The following is a 19,979-nucleotide window of genomic DNA, read 5'->3' as shown; positions in this document are numbered from 1 at the left end:
TCCAGCACGGACTGGTCAGGTATTGCTCGACTGAAGCGCTGAGCGATTACGCACTAGCTTTTTGCTACTGAGTCTTTTGTCTTTTTGCAATGGATGGTTAAGCAGGCGGCAAGGTTACTCAGTTTTCATGTTCCCGCCCTGCAATTTATTTTTTCTCCTCACGCTATCTGACATGCAGACTCGTTTCTCCGCCTCCCAATCGGTCGAACTCAAGGTTCCTGAGCAGCCGATTCCAATTCAGCACTATTTGCGTCAGCCCCATCGGTTGATCACGGCGCTGGTTGACTCTAGCCGGGTTGAAGCACTGGGGGGCGATCGCTTTCGTCTCAAAATGCGCCCGATTACGTTCCTCACGCTCAGCCTCCAGCCCACGGTGGATATTGACATCTGGAATGACGCAGAAGGCGGCATTACGCTGCGGTCGGCGGGCAGCGAGATCTTGGGTGTGGACTACATCAATGAGCGGTTTCATCTCGATCTGCTGGGGCAACTGATGCCTGTGCAAACTCGCTATGGAACTCGGCTGCTGGGTCAAGCGAATTTGCAGGTCGAGGTCGGGCTGCCGCCTGCGCTCTGGGTCACGCCCCGCCCCTTGCTGGAGGCAACTGGAAACGGGCTGCTGCGGAGCGTTTTGGGCACGATCAAGCAGCGGCTCATGCATCAGCTTTTGGTGGACTATGAAAACTGGGTCAGGGCGCAACTTGCAGAACCGGCCCGCGCTCCACTTTCCTTCGCACCAGATTTAGCAGCAGACTAAGCTAGTGACTGCGCCTAGTCCCCAGTTCGGGCGCTCTGTTCCCAAACAGTACGGCTCAAAAAAAGATTTCAAGAAGACCTCAAGAAAAGAAGACCTCAAGAAAAGATCTCAAGAGCCGACATCGAGCCTCTGCTGAACTGGCAACGCATCCAACTGGCAGGGCTTGAAGCTGCGGCGATGCTGGGATGTACAGCCGTAGGTTTGGAGCGCTAGCCGATGGGCCGCCGTGCCGTATCCCTTATTGGTGGCCAGGTCGTAGTGGGGATATCGAGCCGAGAGACGGACAATCAGGCGATCGCGCCAAACTTTGGCGAGGATGCTGGCGGCGGCGATCGCCAAACAGGTCTGGTCGCCCTTGATGATCGGCTGCTGGGGAATGGGCAAGCCAGGAATGCGCTGGTTGCCATCCACTAGGCACAGATCTGGCTGCGGACTGAGGCGAGCGATCGCCCGACGCATGGCCAATAGCGATGCCTGCAAAATATTGAGGCGATCGATTTCCCTCACCGAGGCAACGCCAATCCGGCAATCCATCGCAAGACGAGGCACCTGTTCCACCAGGCGATCGCGCTGCACAGGCGACAGGAGCTTGCTGTCCGTCACGCCGAGGGCAGCCAGCTCAGCAGCGGCACTTTCTGGCAAGATCACGGCGGCGGCCACCACGGGCCCAAACAGCGCCCCCCGCCCGACCTCATCCACGCCCGCGATTAGCTCGGCTGCCATCTGCCCTCTTCCACATCAGGTACATCCGGTGGCTGACTAGGAGGCCGACTCGTCGGCTGACACAGACGAGCGGCGACGGCGGCGACGACGACTAGGGGCGCTGCTATCCCCAGCCGCATCGCCGTCCTCAGGGTCGGGGCTGTCCAGGGCGATCGCGGCTTCGGGGGGCAAGCTTTCTGCATGTGCCACAGGTTCAACGGGCGCAGCAGATTTCAGAATAGGGTCTGGCATTGGTGCAGATTCGTCTTTTTCGAGCAGGGCGGTAGAGAACCCACTGCCATTAGCAGAAGTTGTGCCAGGGGTTGTACCAGAAGTTGTGCCAGAAGCCGTCGAGTTGCCCCCCTGTCGCCCCTGTCCCGGCAGCGCAACCATCACCACCGTTGTCTTTGGATCTTTCACAGGTTCCGGTGCCAACACCAGCGGCGAAACCCCCATCAGCGCATAAATCTCTTGCTCCTCTGGGGTCATCTCAACCGTGATCACCTGCTGTGGCTCTGCAGCGGCTCGCTCTCGTCGCCCGCGTCCACCCCGCTCCGGCTTTTCTGAGCGCCCTTCTCGCCCCTCTCGGCTCTCTTTCCCTGGGGTTGGCGTGGAGCCGTTCAGCACGGGCAGTTCTTCAAGCGCAACGGGCGTGTCTGTATCCGCCTCAAGGTCGGGCGATCGCCCCCCATTCCCGCGCATCACAGGCTCACCAGAGCGGGGCGGGCGACTCCGGCGGCGGCGGCGGTTATCAACTCGGTTGCGGTCTTGATAGCTGGGGTGGTTGGTCAGATCTAGCTCCTGCTGCTCTGCCAGCGCCGGAGAGCCAAAGTCTAACTCCGGAGCGTCCCAAGGCTCCCGCAACTGCACCGCCCGCGATTCATGAGCAGCGGGGAATGTGCGGGGCGCTTCAGCAGGCACAGCCCCCTCTTCGGTATCTCCGGGCAAATGCACCACATGCCCCAACCCGCCGCAGGTTGGACACGCCTTTCCAAACAATTCGTAAATATTTTTCCCCTGGCGCTTCCGGGTCAGCTCCACCAGTCCCAGTTCCGTTAGCTGAGCAATTTGGGGCCGGGCCTTATCAGCCCGCAGCGCCTTGTTAAACTGCTCCAAAACCTGGAGTTTGTCTCGGTGGGAATCCATATCGATAAAGTCCACCACAATCACCCCGGCAATGTTGCGAAGCCGGAGTTGGCGGGCAATTTCTGCTGCCGCCTCGCAGTTCGTCCACAGTACGGTTTCTCGCGCCGTCGCAGAGCGGGTAAAGGAGCCAGAGTTCACGTCAATCACCGTCAGCGCTTCGGTGCGCTCGATGATGATGTATCCGCCAGAAGGCAAGTCTACTCGCGGCTTTAGCGCCTCGCGAATCGCCGCATTCACCCGAAAATATTCCAGAATGGGCGTGCGTTCGCGGTGGTGGTCAATCAACACGCCGACTGGAGCCTTACCGCCGCTCCAGTTCATCAAATGCTGTTTAACGCGCTTTGCCCCCGTATGAGAGTCCACCACAATGCGGTTTACATCAGCGCTGTAGACATCCCGCAGCACCCGCTGAATAAAATCATCATCTCGATTCAGCAGACAGGGCGGACGGGTATTGGCGGCTTCTAGCTGAATAGCTTCCCACTGTTTTTGCAGCGCTTCCAGATCTTCGATAATGGCTTCTTCTGGCACGCCTTCCGCTTCGGTTCGCACCAATAGCCCCATACCCGCTGGTTTTACCAAAATCGCCAAGGCCCGCAGGCGATTTCGCTCGTTTTCATTGCGAATTCGACGAGACAGATTCACGCCCCGTCCAGAGGGCATCAATACCAGATAGCGTCCAGGCAAGCTGATGTTTCCGGTGAGCCGGGGTCCTTTATTGCCGGTCGGCTCTTTCATAATTTGCACCAGCACCTTTTGCTGGGGCACGAGCAGTTCGGTGATGGGGGCGGCCGCTTTTTTGAGGCGGAGCGGGCCAAGGTCAGACACATGGATAAAGCCGTTGCGCTCGCTGTCTCCAATGTTCACAAAGGCAGCATCAATCCCCGGCAAGACATTCTCCACAATGCCCAGGTAAATGTCGCTGACCTGGTGGCTACCTGTTGCAACAATTAGCTCTTGAATTTGGTCTCCTGAAAAGACGGCGGCGATTCGATGCTGCTCGGCAATAATAATTTGTTTTGACATTCAAGTTCCTCAGAACGGGGCAACGCAGAGCGAACAGACTCGCGGGATGCGCTTCTGCGGTGATTTTGTGTGTAGATCTGTAAACACGGAAGACCCTGGTATCGGCGAGTAGACGAGGAATGCCCTACTACCCATCGATTCGACAGCGTACTGCTTCTAACTTCTCTGGATGTAAAGACAATTAAAAAGCTGCCTGCCGTTTCAATACCTGGAGCTTTCTGATACTCGGAGCTAGCGCTTGCTAGTGGTCTGTCAACGCTCGACTCATGGGCTGATTGCCTCACGAGTTGGCTCACGAACTGCGGATGATGCAGTAGGTGAGTCCGCAAAAGCCGCCTGACGCAACACTAGTCAAGCTCGATAGAACTGGGTACATCTTCCACTGGAGCCAGGTACCCAATTTGACTCATCTTCAGTCTCAAAACCTGCGGAGGCGAACTCCCTCCCAAACGGTCTGCCTATTAAGCCACGGGCAGCAACATGGGCGCTCAGTTCGCATCAGCGTCTTTTGAAATGCATTATAGCGTGTCATTAAGATTGTGCTACCAGCCGCTGCACAATTCCTATCACATGGGGAAAGGGATGAAAAATGCTGTGGCTGAGGCTCAAAACGTGCGCTTCTCTGGACATCGGGTGTAAAAGCTTCATCTGGGATATCTCGCGAGAATCTCGATGAAACGTATTTAAACCCCATATCTAATTGTAGACAGATGAATAGAGCTATCTGTTAAAAAACGCACCGTTATGGTCTGGAGGGTGGTGCAGGTGCTGGGTGAGGGACGCTAGAACATGAGGCGATCGCGGTGGCTGTGGAGAATCTGCATCGGCTGCTGGCTAGCTTGTTCTAGCAGGTGAAGGAGGTGTTCTGGGCGGAGGAGCGTACCGTCGTTGCGGCAACTGCCGACGTAGCGAACGGCAAAGGCCTGGTTGGGGTCAGCCTCTTTCAGGACGGCAGCGATGGATGCCGGATAGCGCTCAGGGGGCAGCAGATCCAGTTCGCTAAGGCGATCGCGCAAGTTGATTTGCTGCACCTTGCCTGATTTCGTGGTTTGGTCGTACCAGAGTTCACGGGCGGTCAAGATTTCTTGCAACCACTGGGCAGGCTGCTGGGGCAAGAGCATTGGGGGCGCATCGGCGGAGAGGGCGATCGCCAGGGTATATTCTGCTTGGTCAAGCTGCTGGGTGGCGGTGGGACCGTCGGGGGCGATCGCCTCCACGCCATACAGCGGCACGTCGGGGGGCAGTTGGGCCGATAGTTTTTCCAGAAACTCGGCGGGTTCCAGGATTCGCGTCAGATCGAAATCGACGACCTCGCCCGTGCTGGTAGACCCCAAAGGCAGGGCACTGGCCACCATGATCCGGGGGCTGGGGTGGAAGCCGCCTGTGTAGGCAATCGGCAGAGCGGCTCGACGAATGGCTCGGTCAAACAAGCGCAACAAATCTAAATGACCAATCAGCGCCATGCTGCCCAGTTTGCCGTAGCGCACCCGTAGCCGCTGGGCGCGGTGGGTTTCGGGCGTAAAGTGATGCTGGAACTGGGGAATTGGCGGCGGCGGCACGACCACGTTATGTCCAAAGTCTGCCCCACACACGCCACAGTGGGAGCAACCGTCGAAGGAGCAGTCGGGAATGGTGGACGCTTCTAGGGCGCGGCGCAGGTCTTCCTGGAGCCAAGTTTTGCTGATGCCTGTGTCGATGTGATCCCAGGGCAGGGGGGCGCTGTAGTCTGGGGCGGGGAGTTCCGAAGCATCGGCGGCGCTATCGAATAGGTTCCATTCGCCGCTTTCGACCTGGCGATATTTCCAGGTGAGTCCGGCTTCGGCGATCGCCTCCGTCCAGGCCCCAAAGGCCCGCTCCAGGCTCTCCCACCAGGAATCTTCGCGGGCGCCCAGTTCCCAAGCGCGACGCACAACGGCCCCCAAGCGGCGATCGCCCCGCCCGACAAAATCCTCCATCGCCGAAATCCGCACATCGGTAAAATTCGCCTTCACCCCACGAATCGTGCGAAATTCCTGCTGCAACAGCCTTTGCTTACGCTCAAATTCTGCCGTAGACACCGAATGCCACTGAAACGGCGTGTGGGGCTTGGGCGTAAAGTTGGAAATCGTCACATTAAAGCCCAGCGGCTTGCGCCCCTTCAGCCGACACTCCCGCTGGAGCCAGCGCATTGTTTCGGCAATGCCCAGCACGTCGGCATCCGTTTCCCCCGGCAGCCCAATCATGAAATACAGCTTGACCCGATCCCAGCCCTGCTCGTAGGCAGTTTTCACGCCCCGCAGCAGTTCCTCATTGGTTAAGCCTTTATTGATGATGTCGCGCAGCCGCTGCGTCCCCGCCTCTGGCGCAAAGGTCAGCCCGCCCTTGCGCGTACCGCCGATAATATTGGCAATATTTTCATCAAACCGGTCAACCCGCTGGCTGGGCAGGCTGAGGGAAATATTTTCATCCTTCAGGCGATTTTTGATTTCCAGCCCCACTGCGGGCAGCGCCAGGTAGTCGGAGCAACTGAGCGACAGCAGCGAAAATTCGTTGTAGCCCGTTGCCCGCATTCCCTGCTCGATGGTTTCAATCACCTGCTCTGGGGCGACATCTCGCGCTGGGCGAGTCAGCATTCCCGGCTGGCAAAAGCGACAGCCCCGCGTGCAGCCCCGGCGAATTTCTACCACTAGGCGATCGTGAACCGTTTCCACGTAGGGCACTAGCCCAATGGAATAGGCGGGCATGGGGGCAGCGACGCGGCGCAGCACTCGTTCTGGCACGTCTGGCCGCAGAGGACGCACGGCCCCATCCGCAGCCATTTCGTAAAACTGCGGCACATAGACACCGGGAACCTGAGCCAGATCCAGCAGCAGTTCCTCCCGGCTGAGTGCCTGCGCCTTGCCTTCTTGCAGCACCAGCCCAATTTCGGGCAGCAGTTCTTCGCCATCGCCCAGGGCAATGAAGTCGAAAAAGTCGGCGTAGGGTTCGGGGTTGGAAGTGGCAGTCTGTCCGCCCGCAAAAATCAGCGGAAAGCTTCCCTGTTCGACGTTCCAGACCCCAGACTGCTGCCGCTCTTGCCAGGTGAGCGGAATCTGGGCCAGGTTCAGCATTTCCAGGATGTTGGTTGCGCCCAGTTCGTAGCTGAGGCTGAAGCCAAGGATGTCGAAGTCGGTCAGGGAACGGCGAGACTCGACAGCAAATAGGGGCGTATGGGATTCCTTGAGCTTGGCGGCCAGGTCTGGGCTGGGCAAATAGGCGCGATCGCACAGTTGTCGAGGCTGCGCGTTGAGAATGCTGTAGAGAATAATGTGGCCCAGGTTGGATGCGCCGACCTCGTATACTTCGGGATAGGTCAACACCCAGCGGATGTCTGCATTCGACCAGGGCTTGTGAACAGCCCCTAGCTCATTGCCCAGGTATCGAGCAGGACGGGCAATGTCGGGGGTGAGCAACTGCTCAAGGGCGATCGCCACAGAAAACCAGCCTCGCTAAACTAAATCCCTACCCACCCAGTATACGAGGACGACGCGAGTCTAACAGGGCTACGCGGTGAGCGCCACCTTGGGCAAGGGCGAAAGGATGCGAGGGCAAAACCGATGGCGAACCCGATGAGGCATAGTGATGTTTGTCTGGCTCAAGATGCGAGAGACACTTCGTAGTCAGCCCGGCTCTCGAACAGGGTAAAGGCCCGGTCGAGCTGTGTCACTTCAAAGATGATGCGGATAGAGGGCGAAACCCCGCAGATTCCAAATCGCTTTTGGTGCTGGTGAGCGGCGGTTTGTGCCGAAATCAGCACCATCAGCCCTGCGCTGTCGAGTGTTTCTACCTGGCTAAGATCGACCAGCACGGACGAACAATCTGACGCAAGAAGCGTTGCCAACTGTCGTTGAAACAGGGCTGCGTTTGAGGCATTGAGCGCCCCCACAGGCTCTACAACCGTCGTTGAAGCAGAACCGACTGGCGAAAATTCAGAGAGCAGAGATTCTGATAGTAAGGTTTGCATCACAAGCTAATTTCACCCCGACAAGAGATAAAAAAGAATTAGAATTGAACCGCGTTTAGAGGGTGTTTGAAAAGGTATCGCCTGTAATGTTAAGCACTCAGAGATCCCCCCCAGCCCCCCTTAAAAAGGGGGGTAAACCGCCTTAAAGTCCCTATTTTCAAAGGGGATTTAGGGGGATCTTGCACGCCCTGCTACAAACAGTAGGACTTTTCAAACATCCTCTTAGAATTTAGGGTTCAGAGTTCAGGCTGAGTTGAATCCTACCGAACGAAAATCGAATGGAAGTCGATGGAAAAGATCGGCTTGGCAAGGGCTTGATCCGCCTGCCTTGACTAAATCCCAACGGTACACGGACACGTTGAACCTCAAAACTGATACCGAGTGGGAACACAAACCGTGATCCCTGAAAAATAGTTCGTTCAACAGGTTCCGTGCCAGCCTATTTCCGTGTATTCGCGGAATCTTTAAAAGCAATCCGCTCTTCTATAAAGATTTAAATAAGTGTTCCTACGAGTGCGGCTTGCTACAAATTGCGCTAGCATCTACCCTCACATCGCACTGAGAACAGTCGGCGCTGCGATCGCCCCTGGAATATCCCACAAGCCTGAGATTTGCTCAGCGAGCCGAAGCGAAGCAGTTTTGGCGATTTGGCTAAAGGCTGATGTTGCCCCTGAATGGATTCAACTTTCTGAACCGTCTGCAACCCTTCACTTCCGTTTCCGCCTAGCCTTGGTGATTTAGGTCACAAAAATTACCCGTTTTAGATCACTTGTTTCGCTCGGTGGAGATCACTTCTGTTCCCGAAGAAGCGAACGACAATTTAAACAGTGTGAGATGCCCCAAACATTGCGGCGAAGAATGCAATGAAGACTACCCATGTGATTCGTCAACTGGTTGCCAAAGCCCTCTATATCAAGCAGTTGACCCCTGACATTGAGAACGAAATCAACTATGAACTGACCCGACTGGGATACATTTCAGACGCGGATTATGAAGCTCTGGAACTGCTGATGTCTGAGATGGATGCTGGCCGTGTGCGCCTAGTGCCCAGTCCATAGGGGTTAGCTGCATTTCTTCTCCGAAGACTCGAAGATTGTAGGATAGGCAGCCCAAAGTCTTTGTGTCAAAGAATGCAAAGGATTTTGAACGGGGCGATCGCCCTCAGCGGCAGGCTTGAGCGAGTGCAGCGCTGACCACAGCGGAATTAGCTCAACATCCAGCGCATGGCGCATGAGTGCAGTAGGCAAGAGCAGATCCGCCCCTTCGCGCAGATCGATCATGCTGTGGATTCTCTCTGATTCTAGCGATCGCCCAAGCGGGGGGATAGAACTGGCCAGAGCGCTCACGTCGCAGGCCGCGGATTGCTCCTCGGAGAGCAGCGTGACCAAAAGCAGCGGCCGTAGCCAGCAGACCGGACGAGTTTCAGAAAGCTGGATCACTTCTGCATAAAGGCGGATTTCTTCATGTTCGATGCAGACGATTTCGCTGGGATGAAACGTAGAAGCTGAATCCATGAATGACTCTAGTTGGCGATCGCCCCCGAATAGCCGTTTACTTGGACGATGAGTTGCAGATTGCTCAGCCGCCAAAGATCTCACATGGGCAGGGAAGCGCTGGCTCCATGAGACTTGATGCCGACTGACCTTCTTCTATCTTATAAATTGGGCTATCTAAATTGGGTTATCAAGTGGGCGGGGCACTGCTCCAGACTTTTACGCCGAGAGTGCTGCTTCGGTGGAGCATCTGGCGGAGGTTGAGAACCGAAGGCTGAGGACTGCGAAAGTACCGCTTTGGAGCGCAGAGTTCTGGCAGTGCGACACTCCCAGGTGTTGATATTCTCTTGACCTGGGATGCGTTCAATGTCAGTTTTTTGTAGGGTTGAGTGTTGAGCAACATTTAGAAATATGAATTCGCGCTAAGGTATTGATCGAAGCGCCACGTCAGACGGGCGATCGCCCACAGAGAGCAAGTCAATGCATGACAAGATGCCTACTTGACGCATCCTGCTGAATAGACTGGGCCGGATGAACAAGCTGATGCACACTCATCCATCCGTATGTATCTCCTAGATTTATTTACTAGGATTTATTTACTAGGTACATCTACAGGCGGAACCGTGTACTTGCAAGGCATCTCTCTGGCGTGTCTTCAGGCGCTTCATAAGACTTGTTAAGCTGTCACTACAGGTTTGCACTGGCGCAATTCAGGCAAGTGTGTCGTGACTGCATCTATATGACCGCACCTGTTACGTTACTGAACCTGTTACGTTGCTGTACTTTTCAGAAAAAGAGGATTAGAACTGTGGCTGTCGAGACTATTGAACAGCGTTCAACCTCCCGAAAGCTAGCTCCCCGCTATCGCGTGTTGCTGCACAACGACGATTTCAACTCGATGGAATACGTCGTTCAAACGCTGATGAAAACTGTGCCCAACCTTACGGTTCCGCAGGCCATCAACATCATGATGGAAGCACACACCAACGGCGTTGCGCTAGTGATCACCTGCGCCCAAGAACATGCTGAGTTTTACTGCGAAACGTTAAAAAGCCACGGACTGACCAGCACAATCGAGCCAGATGAATAGTGCTGGATGGTACTCCAGACTCCATAACCCGGCTTAGTAACCCAGACCAGTAGCCTAGACCAGTACCCCAGACCATTCGCCCTGCCATCATGCTTGGAGTTTTTCAACACAGTGAGTTGCGGATTGAGCTAAATGCCTCCGAAGCCGCAATTCGAGATAGCTTGCTGCGTCCTGCGGAATTTCGTCAGTGGCTTGGGCCGCAGACCTTTTCGCATGATCTGGGCGATCGCCTAGAACCGGGAATGCAGTTCACAGGCTGGCTAGGGCCGATTGCCATCCGGCATCAAGTCGATGTGCTGGACTCCAACAGTCTGCGGCTGCTGCTCAGTCAGGGCGTGGACGGATTTCACCAGTGGTATTGGGGCGAGGGCTGGGTGCAGTCGTCTTTACAGGGTATCTCGCTGCTGCCGCTGAATCTAGGGCAGACTGTGAGCCTGATGCGGCTGCGGCAATACCTTACCCGCCAGAGTCGATCCTGAGCATGGTGCAGATTGAACGGGTTGAGCCAGCAAGGTTTGGGAGGATACGCTGACCCGTGGCATTAAAAGCCCGCTTCGGGACTAATGGGATAATCGCCGGTCACTTCTTGAGCGCTGGTCGGCTTTTGCACCCGCAGGCGCACTGAGTCGGCGTGGGATGGCAGTCCCTCGGCCATCGCCAGGGTGTCAACCGCTGTCGCCATTTCCTGAAGCGCAGCCGGGGAATACTGAATCAGGCTGGAATGCTTGATAAAGGTTTCTACGCTGAGTGCGGAGGCGTAGCGAGCCGCGCCAGAGGTAGGCAGGGTGTGGTTTGGGCCGGCAAGATAGTCGCCTACGGCTTCGGGAGTCGAGTGGCCGAGGAAGATGGCTCCGGCGTGGCGAATTTTTTCCAGCAGCACCCAGGGATCGGCAATCTGAAGCTCCAAATGCTCCGGCGCAAACTCGTTGGAAAGGTCTGCTGCCTGAGCTAAAGAATCGACCAAAATCACAAGACCGTAGTGGGCGATCGCCTTTTCGGTCAGCAGGCGACGGGGATGGTTGATCAGCATCCGCTCCACCTCCGCCACGACCTTGTGGGCCAGCGTCGCGTCTGTAGTCAGCAAAATTGCCGCCGCCAGCGAGTCGTGTTCTGCCTGGGCCAGCATGTCGGCGGCGACATGGGTGGGATTGGCCGTGTGGTCGGCAATAATCAGCACCTCCGAGGGCCCTGCCAGGGAGTCGATCCCTACCGTCCCGTAGACCAGTTTTTTCGCCAGGGTAACGTAGATATTGCCTGGGCCGGTGATCACGTCCACTTTGGGGATAGTGTCTGTGCCGTAGGCCAGTGCGGCGATCGCCTGCGCCCCGCCCACTCGATAGATTTCCTGCACCCCCACCTCTTGAGCCGCCACCAAGATTGCCGGATTCACGCTTTTATCTGGGCGCGGCGGGGTTGCTATCACGATGCGCCCTACGCCTGCCACCTTTGCCGGAGTCGCGTTCATAATCACCGTGCTGGGGTAGGCAGCCTGCCCACCGGGGACATACAGCCCAGCCCGATCGACGGGCGTATAGCGCTTGCCTAGGACGATTTCTGGATCTTCAAACTGCACCCAGCTTTTGGGAACGCGCTGCCGATGAAAGGCCTCCACCCGCTTGCAGGAAATGCGAATGGCATCGAGCAGGTCTTTGGAAACTTGCTGGTAGGCTGCGTCTAGCTCGGAGCCGCTGACTCGCAGTTCTTCGGGCTTTAGGGATACCTGGTCAAACTCTTCGGCATAGTGCAGAACAGCGCGATCGCCCTGCCGCCTCACTGCCTGGAGCACCTGCTGAACCGTTGCCTCCTTGTGGAGGATTTGCTCATCGTGGGTGCGATCGCAAATTCGCCGCAGTTCCGTTGAGGCTTCAGACCGTTGATTGATAATTCGCAGCATTGCCACAGTGAGGTGAGAGACGCCAGTCCGGGAGTGCCCCGTCTACTCAAAGGTCGAACTCAAAAACCGAATCCATTCCCAGAAGCCTTCAACTCTGCCGCTCGTTGGAGGAAAACCGGACTGCTATTGAGTGCCTATGGGTACGACCTATCTCTAGATTAGCGGGATTTTTAGCGGATTAGTGTAGCCGTGAGCTAGATTTATAGGGAGTGGTTCTAGCATATTGGTGAGTTATTCGCTAGAATAGATAGCTGCCGAAATTTTGTAGCCTTTACCCAATAGAGACACACTGTGGCAAATATTAAGTCTGCGATTAAGCGGGTTCAGATTGCAGAGCGCAACCGACTGCACAATAAATCTTACAAGTCTGCGGTGAAGACCTTGATGAAGCGATATTTCACCACGGTCAACGAATATGCGGCCAATCCAACGCCGGAGCTAGAGAAAGAAGTGGGCGATCGCCTAGCGGCCGCCTACAGCAAAATTGACAAAGCGGTGAAGCGGGGCGTGATTCACCCCAATACCGGGGCACGTCGGAAGGCTCGGCTGGCCAAGGCGCTAAGGTCTCAAACGGAGACGGCCGCTAAAGCTTAGATAAAGCCTGGATGAAGCTTAGATCTAGGTTGCTCGAACCTGTCCAATGTACCTCGCCATGCGGATCAGTAATGGTTTGTGGGTGAGCTTTTAGAGCATCGGCCAGTTTAGATTAGATTGGCCCAGGCTGGGCCAGTCCCTATAAAGTCCGAGAGCATCACGTCTCACATCTAGCCTTTCTTGTCGGCCCTCGCGGGTGGCTCTATCGCTGTGACCCAACTTCCTCCGCTCATCGACACCCACGTTCATCTCAACTTTGAGAGCTTTCAGCCCGATTTGCTGGAGGTTGCTCAGGGCTGGCGGGCGGCGGGTGTGGTGCAGTTGGTTCACTCCTGCGTTGAGCCTGCCGAGTTTGACGCAATTCGGGCGATCGCCGATCAGTTTCCAGAGATTTCCTTCGCGGTCGGGTTGCACCCGCTGGATGCCGATCGGTGGACTGCGACGATGGCTGACGAAATTCGCACTCTGGCCCGCTCGGATCATCGAGTCGTAGCGATTGGCGAAATGGGGCTGGATTTTTACAAGGCGGATAATCGGGCGCTTCAGTTTGAGGCGTTCGAGGCTCAGATCCGGGTTGCGCGAGCGTTGGACTTGCCGATCATCATCCACTGCCGGGATGCAGCGGCTGAAATGGCGGCGAGCCTGCGCCAGATCTGGGCGGTGGATGGGCCCGTTCGCGGCGTGATGCACTGCTGGAGCGGCACCCCAGAAGAAACCGACTGGTTTCTAGAATTGGGGTTCTATATCAGCTTTAGCGGCATTGTCACGTTCAAGAACGCAAGCCAGGTACAGGCTTCGGCTCAGCGAGTTCCGGGCGATCGCCTCCTCGTCGAAACCGACTGTCCATTTCTGACCCCCGTTCCCAAGCGGGGCGAACGGCGCAACCAACCTGCCTATGTCCGCTATGTGGCGGAGCGTGTGGCGCAATTGCGGGGAGAATCCCTGGAGGCGATCGCCCACCAGACAACCCAGAACGCCCGTCGCCTGTTCCGCCTCGACGTTCCAGCCTCAGATCCCGCGTGGGCATCTCCGGATCGGCTGCCGTCCCTGTCTTCACCCTAAAAGTCTTAGCGACAACCCTTAGCGTGTTGCAGATTCCATCCCGCTAGCAGCCCTAGCAAAAGTTTGTCAAGAGGGATTTGCGAAAAACTGGACACGGATCAGGCGACATGCGTCATAATCTTATAGGGGCTGCGTATGGCATCGCAGGGTTGCTGGTGGTGTGCGGCTCCGCTGCTCCAGACTCAGCGCCGTTTCTTGGCTCCCTTGCCACTTTGCTGACAATCGGTTAGATTCAGATTTCTTATATAAATGCTTCTCTATTTTTCTTTCTGCCGATATGCCCTCTGGCGCAACTCTCTCATCCACGGGTTGCATTGCTCCTAGCGGCAACTCCCCCAACTTCGCTCACCTGCCCTTCCGCTAGCCCGCCCAGCTTAGCTCATTCAGCCGATTTGAGATTCAACTTGATACCGTTCAGCATTGCTCAGCCTGTTCAGCCTGAAGCTGTTCCTGTCAGGACATTGACCTTGCCCTACTTCGAGCTTCCCCCTGAGTTCGATTGGCTCACCGAAACAGTTTGGAGAGCCTTTGCGCCCACGCAAGCCCCTGTTTTCTGCTAGTTCAGAACTCAGGAACTTGTGTGGCAATCGCCGTTTCACGTCATCTTAGCTCATCTCGGTATTGGGAATCCCCTATTCTCGCCTGTTCCTTGAGCTTGCAAACCCCTGACCGCGCTTTTGACCCTACTGCCTTGCTCTCTGGGATGCTCCCCAGAATTGACCTGTTCGAGGAGACGCATGACTACACAAGCCACTGCCAACTTTACGCTGCCCGATTTGGTCGAAATCCAGCGTGCAAGCTTCCGCTGGTTCCTGGAAGAAGGACTGATTGAAGAGCTAGACAGCTTTTCTCCGATCACGGATTACACGGGCAAGCTCGAACTTCATTTCTTGGGCAAAGACTACAAGCTGAAACGCCCCAAGTATGACGTAGACGAGGCTAAGCGGCGAGACAGCACCTACGCCGTTCAGATGTATGTGCCCACTCGTTTGATTAACAAAGAAACCGGCGAGATCAAAGAACAGGAAGTTTTTATTGGCGACCTGCCGCTGATGACCGATCGGGGTACGTTTATCATCAACGGGGCCGAGCGCGTTATCGTCAACCAGATCGTCCGCAGCCCCGGTGTTTACTACAAAGCAGAAACGGACAAGAACGGTCGCCGCACCTACAACGCCAGCCTGATCCCCAACCGGGGGGCCTGGCTAAAGTTCGAGACAGACAAAAATGACCTCGTGTGGGTTCGCATCGACAAAACCCGCAAGCTCTCTGCTCAAGTGCTGCTGAAGGCGCTGGGTTTAAGCGATGGCGAAATCTTTGATGCGCTGCGCCATCCCGAATATTTCCAAAAAACTATCGCCAAGGAAGGGCAGTTCAGCGAAGAAGAAGCCCTGATGGAGCTATATCGCAAGCTGCGCCCCGGTGAACCGCCCACCGTGTCCGGCGGTCAGCAATTGCTCGACTCCCGCTTCTTTGATCCCAAGCGGTATGACTTGGGCCGCGTCGGACGTTACAAGCTCAACAAGAAACTGCGGCTCAGCGTGCCCGAAACCATGCGCGTGCTAACTCCGCAGGACATCCTGGCGGCTATCGACTACCTGATCAACCTGGAATTTGACATTGGCATGGTGGACGACATCGACCACCTGGGCAACCGCCGGGTTCGCTCGGTGGGCGAACTGCTGCAAAACCAGGTGCGAGTTGGTCTGAACCGTCTGGAGCGGATTATTCGGGAGCGGATGACCGTATCGGATGCTGACACGCTAACCCCTGCTTCGCTGGTCAACCCCAAGCCGCTGGTGGCTGCGATCAAGGAGTTCTTTGGCTCCTCGCAGCTTTCGCAGTTCATGGATCAGACCAATCCGCTGGCGGAGTTGACTCACAAGCGTCGCCTCAGCGCCTTGGGACCCGGCGGTCTGACGCGAGAGCGGGCAGGTTTTGCAGTGCGCGATATCCACCCCTCTCACTACGGACGCATTTGCCCCATTGAAACGCCGGAAGGACCAAACGCAGGTTTGATTGGCTCTCTGGCAACCCACGCCCGCGTTAATCCCTACGGATTTATCGAAACGCCTTTTTACGAGGTCAAAGAGGGTCGGGTGCTGAAGGATAAGCCGCCCGTCTATATGACGGCGGATGAGGAGGATGACCTGCGGGTGGCTCCCGGAGATGTGTCGGTTGATGAAGACGGCTACATCATGGGCGAGCAAGTGCCCGTCCGATATCGCCGAGACTTTACGACCACCACACCAGCCGAGGTAGACTATGTGGCGATTTCTCCGGTGCAAATTATCTCGGTGGCGACCTCTCTGATTCCGTTCTTGGAGCATGACGATGCTAACCGCGCCCTGATGGGATCAAACATGCAGCGTCAGGCAGTGCCCCTGCTGCGTCCCGAGCGTCCGCTGGTGGGAACGGGACTGGAAGCCCAGACTGCCCGCGACTCTGGCATGGTGATCGTCAACCAGTTTGATGGTGAGGTGTCCTATGTAGATGCGAACCGTATTCGGGTGCGCGGCGAAAACGGTAAGGAGAAGGAATACATCCTGCAAAAATATCAGCGCTCGAACCAAGATACCTGCTTGAACCAGCGCCCGATTGTGAATGTGGGCGATCGCGTCGTGGCGGGTCAGGTTTTGGCAGATGGCTCTGCGGCCGAAGGCGGTGAAATCGCACTGGGTCAGAACATCCTGGTAGCCTACATGCCCTGGGAAGGCTACAACTACGAAGATGCGATTCTGATCAGCGAACGCCTGGTCTACGACGACGTGTACACCTCAATCCACATTGAAAAATACGAGATTGAGGCTCGCCAGACGAAGCTGGGCCCCGAAGAAATCACCCGCGAAATTCCTAACGTGGGGGAAGACGCGCTGCGCCAGCTTGACGAAACGGGCATCATCCGGATTGGAGCCTGGGTAGAAGCAGGGGACATTCTGGTGGGCAAGGTGACCCCCAAGGGCGAATCGGATCAACCGCCGGAAGAAAAGCTGCTGCGGGCCATCTTCGGCGAAAAGGCGCGGGATGTGCGAGACAACTCGCTGCGCGTGCCGAACGGCGAAAAGGGTCGCGTGGTGGACGTGCGGGTGTTTACCCGTGAGCAGGGCGACGAACTGCCTCCTGGGGCAAACATGGTGGTGCGCGTCTATGTGGCGCAGAAGCGCAAGATTCAGGTCGGCGACAAGATGGCGGGTCGCCACGGCAACAAGGGGATTATTTCCCGGATTTTGCCGCTGGAGGATATGCCCTACCTGCCCGACGGTCGCCCAGTTGACATTGTGCTGAACCCGCTGGGCGTGCCGTCTCGGATGAATGTGGGTCAGGTATTTGAGTGTCTGATGGGCTGGGCCGCAGAAAACCTGGGGGTGCGGTTCAAGATGACTCCGTTTGACGAAATGTACGGACAGGAAGCCTCGCGGCTGACCACCCACGCCAAGCTGCAAGAGGCCGCAGAAAAGACCGGCCAGCCCTGGGTGTTTAATCCCGATAATCCGGGCAAGATCCAGGTCTACGACGGGCGCACGGGCGAACCCTTTGACCAGCCTGTGACCGTGGGCAAGGCTTATATGCTGAAGCTGGTTCACCTAGTGGACGACAAGATCCACGCCCGCTCGACAGGCCCGTACTCGCTGGTGACGCAGCAGCCTCTAGGCGGCAAGGCGCAGCAGGGGGGGCAGCGGTTTGGCGAGATGGAGGTGTGGGCGTTGGAGGCCTTTGGCTCTGCCTACATCCTGCAAGAGCTGCTGACGGTGAAATCCGACGACATGCAGGGCCGAAACGAAGCGCTGAATGCCATCGTGAAGGGCAAGGCGATCCCTCGTCCGGGTACGCCGGAATCCTTTAAGGTGCTGATGCGCGAGTTGCAGTCGCTCTGTTTGGATATTGCGGCGCACAAGCTGCAAACCCAGGAAGACGGTACCAGCCGCGATGTGGAAATTGACCTGATGGCTGATGTCAGCAGTCGCCGTGCGCCGTCGCGCCCTACCTACGAGTCGATTTCCCGGGACGAGATGGACGACAGCGACGAGTAGCCGCCAGAAGGGCCGTTGCGCGATCGCCCCACCCGAATCTGACAAGAACCAGGGGCTGGGCGATCGCCCTCCAGTGCTTTCACCTCGCGGCTTCACCCCCGGCAGGTTAGCCGATTTCCAATCTGCCTGCACCCTCAATACGCTTCAAGCTTTTACGCGCCTCATCGTTACAGAAGGAAGGACAACGGATGCCCAAAATTGAACAGCGGTTTGACTACGTGAAGATTGGGCTGGCCTCGCCAGAGCGGATTCGCCAGTGGGGAGAGCGCACCCTGCCAAACGGACAGGTCGTGGGCGAGGTCACCAAGCCGGAAACAATTAACTACCGCACCCTCAAGCCGGAAATGGACGGCTTGTTCTGCGAACGCATTTTTGGCCCGGCCAAGGATTGGGAGTGTCACTGCGGTAAATACAAACGGGTGCGCCACCGGGGCATCGTCTGCGAGCGCTGCGGCGTGGAGGTGACGGAATCTCGCGTCCGCCGCCACCGCATGGGCTACATCAAGCTAGCGGCTCCCGTGGCCCACGTCTGGTATCTCAAGGGCATTCCCAGCTACATGGCGATTTTGCTGGATATGCCGCTGCGAGACGTGGAGCAGATTGTCTACTTCAACTCCTACGTGGTTCTCAGCCCCGGCAACGCCGAAAACCTCAGCTACAAGCAACTCCTGACCGAAGACCAGTGGATTGAGATCGAAGATCAGCTTTATAGCGAAGATTCTCAGCTCACTGGGGTTGAAGTAGGCATTGGTGCAGAAGCGCTGCAACGACTGCTAGAAGACCTGGATTTGGAGAAAGAAGCTGAGCAACTCCGGGAGGAAATTGCCACTGCTAAGGGGCAAAAACGCGCCAAGCTGATCAAGCGGCTACGGGTGATCGACAACTTCATCGCTACCCAGTCTAAGCCGGAGTGGATGGTGCTGGACGTGATTCCGGTGATTCCGCCAGACCTGCGCCCGATGGTACAACTGGACGGCGGTCGCTTTGCCACCTCCGACCTGAATGATTTGTATCGCCGGGTGATCAACCGGAACAACCGTCTGGCTCGGCTCCAGGAAATTCTGGCTCCGGAGATCATCGTCCGCAACGAAAAGCGGATGCTGCAAGAAGCCGTGGACGCGCTGATCGACAATGGACGGCGCGGCCGCACGGTGGTCGGAGCCAACAACCGCCCGCTCAAGTCCCTGTCGGACATCATTGAAGGAAAACAGGGTCGCTTCCGCCAAAACCTGCTGGGCAAGCGGGTAGACTACTCCGGTCGTTCGGTTATTGTGGTCGGCCCCAAGCTCAAGATTCACCAGTGTGGTCTGCCCAAGGAAATGGCGATCGAGCTATTTCAGCCCTTTGTGATCCACCGCCTGATTCGTCAGGGCTTGGTGAACAATATCAAAGCGGCGAAGAAGCTGATTCAGCGCAACGACCCCCAGATTTGGGACGTGCTGGAAGAAGTGATCGACGGTCACCCCGTGCTGCTAAACCGTGCTCCAACGTTGCACCGTCTAGGGATTCAGGCCTTTGAACCCATTCTGGTAGACGGTCGAGCAATTCAGCTTCACCCGCTGGTGTGTCCGGCCTTTAACGCAGACTTCGACGGAGACCAGATGGCGGTTCACGTCCCCCTCTCGCTAGAAGCCCAGGCCGAAGCCCGCCTGCTGATGCTGGCCTCGAACAATATCCTCTCCCCAGCTACGGGGCGCCCGATCGTCACCCCAAGCCAGGACATGGTATTGGGCTGCTACTATCTGACCGCAGAAAACCCCAATGCTACCAAGGGCAAGGATCGCTACTTCTCCAGCTTGGAGGACGTAATCGTTGCCTATGAGCAGCAGCAGGTTGATTTGCACGCCTACGTTTGGGTGCGGTTTGACGGCGATGTGGAGTCGCCAGAGCCGGACAACGAGCCGATTGAGGAACAGCGCTCCGAAGATGGCATTGTCACGAAGCTCTACAAATATCGCCGCGTCCGGGAAGATGCCGAGGGCAACCGGGTGTCTCAATACATTCGCACGACCCCGGGCCGCATTATTTACCACAAGACGATCCAGGAAGCACTCGTCAGCTAGAGCCGTTGACGGCGATCGCCCCCTAGTCCCTCTCGCAACTTTACTCGCAACTTGAGATGAGCGGCAGATTAGCAGCGTCAAGGTTGGGGGTGGACAGTGAAGGGCGATCGCCCTAAAACAGGGCTTCTTGATCCATTCG

Annotated in this window: 15 protein-coding genes; 8 read left to right on the top strand and 7 right to left on the bottom strand. The window is 56.7% G+C overall.

The genetic code is table 11. The annotated features are described in order from the left end of the window. Window positions 1-172: 172 nt before the first annotated feature. A complete protein-coding gene (locus tag HPC62_RS04655; RefSeq protein WP_172353965.1) occupies window positions 173-757 on the top strand; it encodes a DUF1997 domain-containing protein in 585 nt (194 codons plus the stop codon). A gap of 108 nt (window positions 758-865) precedes the next feature. Here HPC62_RS04655 and HPC62_RS04650 read toward each other — a convergent pair whose 3' ends face one another. The 4 genes from HPC62_RS04650 to HPC62_RS04635 form a co-directional block, all read right to left on the bottom strand. Continuing rightward, window positions 866-1,480 carry a ribonuclease HII gene (locus HPC62_RS04650; RefSeq protein WP_172353964.1) on the bottom strand — a complete coding sequence of 205 codons (615 nt, stop codon included), beginning with the start codon at window positions 1,478-1,480 and terminating at the stop codon, window positions 866-868. Between the two features lie 36 nt (window positions 1,481-1,516). Continuing rightward, window positions 1,517-3,631, bottom strand: a complete 2,115-nt coding sequence (locus HPC62_RS04645) for an Rne/Rng family ribonuclease (protein ID WP_172353963.1) — start codon at window positions 3,629-3,631, stop codon at window positions 1,517-1,519. Between the two features lie 782 nt (window positions 3,632-4,413). Beyond that, window positions 4,414-7,083, bottom strand: coding sequence for a TIGR03960 family B12-binding radical SAM protein (locus tag HPC62_RS04640; RefSeq protein ID WP_172353961.1), 2,670 nt, complete (start codon window positions 7,081-7,083; stop codon window positions 4,414-4,416). A gap of 161 nt (window positions 7,084-7,244) precedes the next feature. Beyond that, window positions 7,245-7,613: an STAS domain-containing protein gene (locus HPC62_RS04635; protein WP_084782602.1), complete on the bottom strand. Its 369-nt coding sequence runs from the start codon at window positions 7,611-7,613 to the stop codon at window positions 7,245-7,247. Window positions 7,614-8,476: 863 nt separating this feature from the next. Here HPC62_RS04635 and HPC62_RS04630 point away from each other — a divergent pair. Beyond that, window positions 8,477-8,671 carry a hypothetical protein gene (locus tag HPC62_RS04630; protein WP_068511224.1) on the top strand — a complete coding sequence of 65 codons (195 nt, stop codon included), beginning with the start codon at window positions 8,477-8,479 and terminating at the stop codon, window positions 8,669-8,671. A gap of 3 nt (window positions 8,672-8,674) precedes the next feature. Here the strand turns inward: HPC62_RS04630 and HPC62_RS04625 are convergent, their stop codons facing one another. Beyond that, complete coding sequence (locus HPC62_RS04625; protein ID WP_172353959.1) at window positions 8,675-9,127, bottom strand: hypothetical protein; 453 nt, start codon at window positions 9,125-9,127, stop codon at window positions 8,675-8,677. Between the two features lie 787 nt (window positions 9,128-9,914). On the opposite strand from HPC62_RS04625, the gene clpS reads away from it, so the two are divergent. Then, window positions 9,915-10,196: an ATP-dependent Clp protease adapter ClpS gene (gene clpS, locus HPC62_RS04620; RefSeq protein WP_068511220.1), complete on the top strand. Its 282-nt coding sequence runs from the start codon at window positions 9,915-9,917 to the stop codon at window positions 10,194-10,196. 89 nt (window positions 10,197-10,285) lie between these two features. Continuing rightward, window positions 10,286-10,675 carry a hypothetical protein gene (locus tag HPC62_RS04615; protein WP_172353958.1) on the top strand — a complete coding sequence of 130 codons (390 nt, stop codon included), beginning with the start codon at window positions 10,286-10,288 and terminating at the stop codon, window positions 10,673-10,675. Window positions 10,676-10,737: 62 nt separating this feature from the next. Here HPC62_RS04615 and hisD read toward each other — a convergent pair whose 3' ends face one another. Beyond that, window positions 10,738-12,090 carry a histidinol dehydrogenase gene (hisD, locus tag HPC62_RS04610; RefSeq protein WP_172353957.1) on the bottom strand — a complete coding sequence of 451 codons (1,353 nt, stop codon included), beginning with the start codon at window positions 12,088-12,090 and terminating at the stop codon, window positions 10,738-10,740. Between the two features lie 291 nt (window positions 12,091-12,381). Here hisD and rpsT point away from each other — a divergent pair, with 291 nt between their 5' ends. The 3 genes from rpsT to rpoB all read left to right on the top strand — a co-directional run bounded on the left by rpsT (window position 12,382) and on the right by rpoB (window position 17,777). Beyond that, complete coding sequence (gene rpsT, locus HPC62_RS04605; protein WP_172353956.1) at window positions 12,382-12,684, top strand: 30S ribosomal protein S20; 303 nt, start codon at window positions 12,382-12,384, stop codon at window positions 12,682-12,684. A gap of 210 nt (window positions 12,685-12,894) precedes the next feature. Continuing rightward, a complete protein-coding gene (locus HPC62_RS04600) occupies window positions 12,895-13,746 on the top strand; it encodes a TatD family hydrolase (RefSeq protein WP_172353955.1) in 852 nt (283 codons plus the stop codon). Window positions 13,747-14,483: 737 nt separating this feature from the next. Continuing rightward, window positions 14,484-17,777, top strand: a complete 3,294-nt coding sequence (gene rpoB / locus HPC62_RS04595; RefSeq protein WP_172353954.1) for a DNA-directed RNA polymerase subunit beta — start codon at window positions 14,484-14,486, stop codon at window positions 17,775-17,777. Here the strand turns inward: rpoB and HPC62_RS23840 are convergent. Beyond that, a complete protein-coding gene (locus HPC62_RS23840; protein ID WP_267313423.1) occupies window positions 17,732-17,860 on the bottom strand; it encodes a hypothetical protein in 129 nt (42 codons plus the stop codon). The genes rpoB and HPC62_RS23840 overlap by 46 nt on opposite strands. A gap of 105 nt (window positions 17,861-17,965) precedes the next feature. Here HPC62_RS23840 and HPC62_RS04590 point away from each other — a divergent pair, with 105 nt between their 5' ends. Continuing rightward, window positions 17,966-19,840: a DNA-directed RNA polymerase subunit gamma gene (locus HPC62_RS04590; protein WP_172353953.1), complete on the top strand. Its 1,875-nt coding sequence runs from the start codon at window positions 17,966-17,968 to the stop codon at window positions 19,838-19,840. Window positions 19,841-19,979: the final 139 nt, after the last annotated feature.

The organism is Thermoleptolyngbya sichuanensis A183 (assembly GCF_013177315.1).
In the GTDB taxonomy this organism is placed as follows: domain Bacteria; phylum Cyanobacteriota; class Cyanobacteriia; order Elainellales; family Elainellaceae; genus Thermoleptolyngbya; species Thermoleptolyngbya sichuanensis.
Note: the sequence above shows the minus strand (reverse complement) of the source record. Positions and strands in the feature narration are given on the sequence as shown.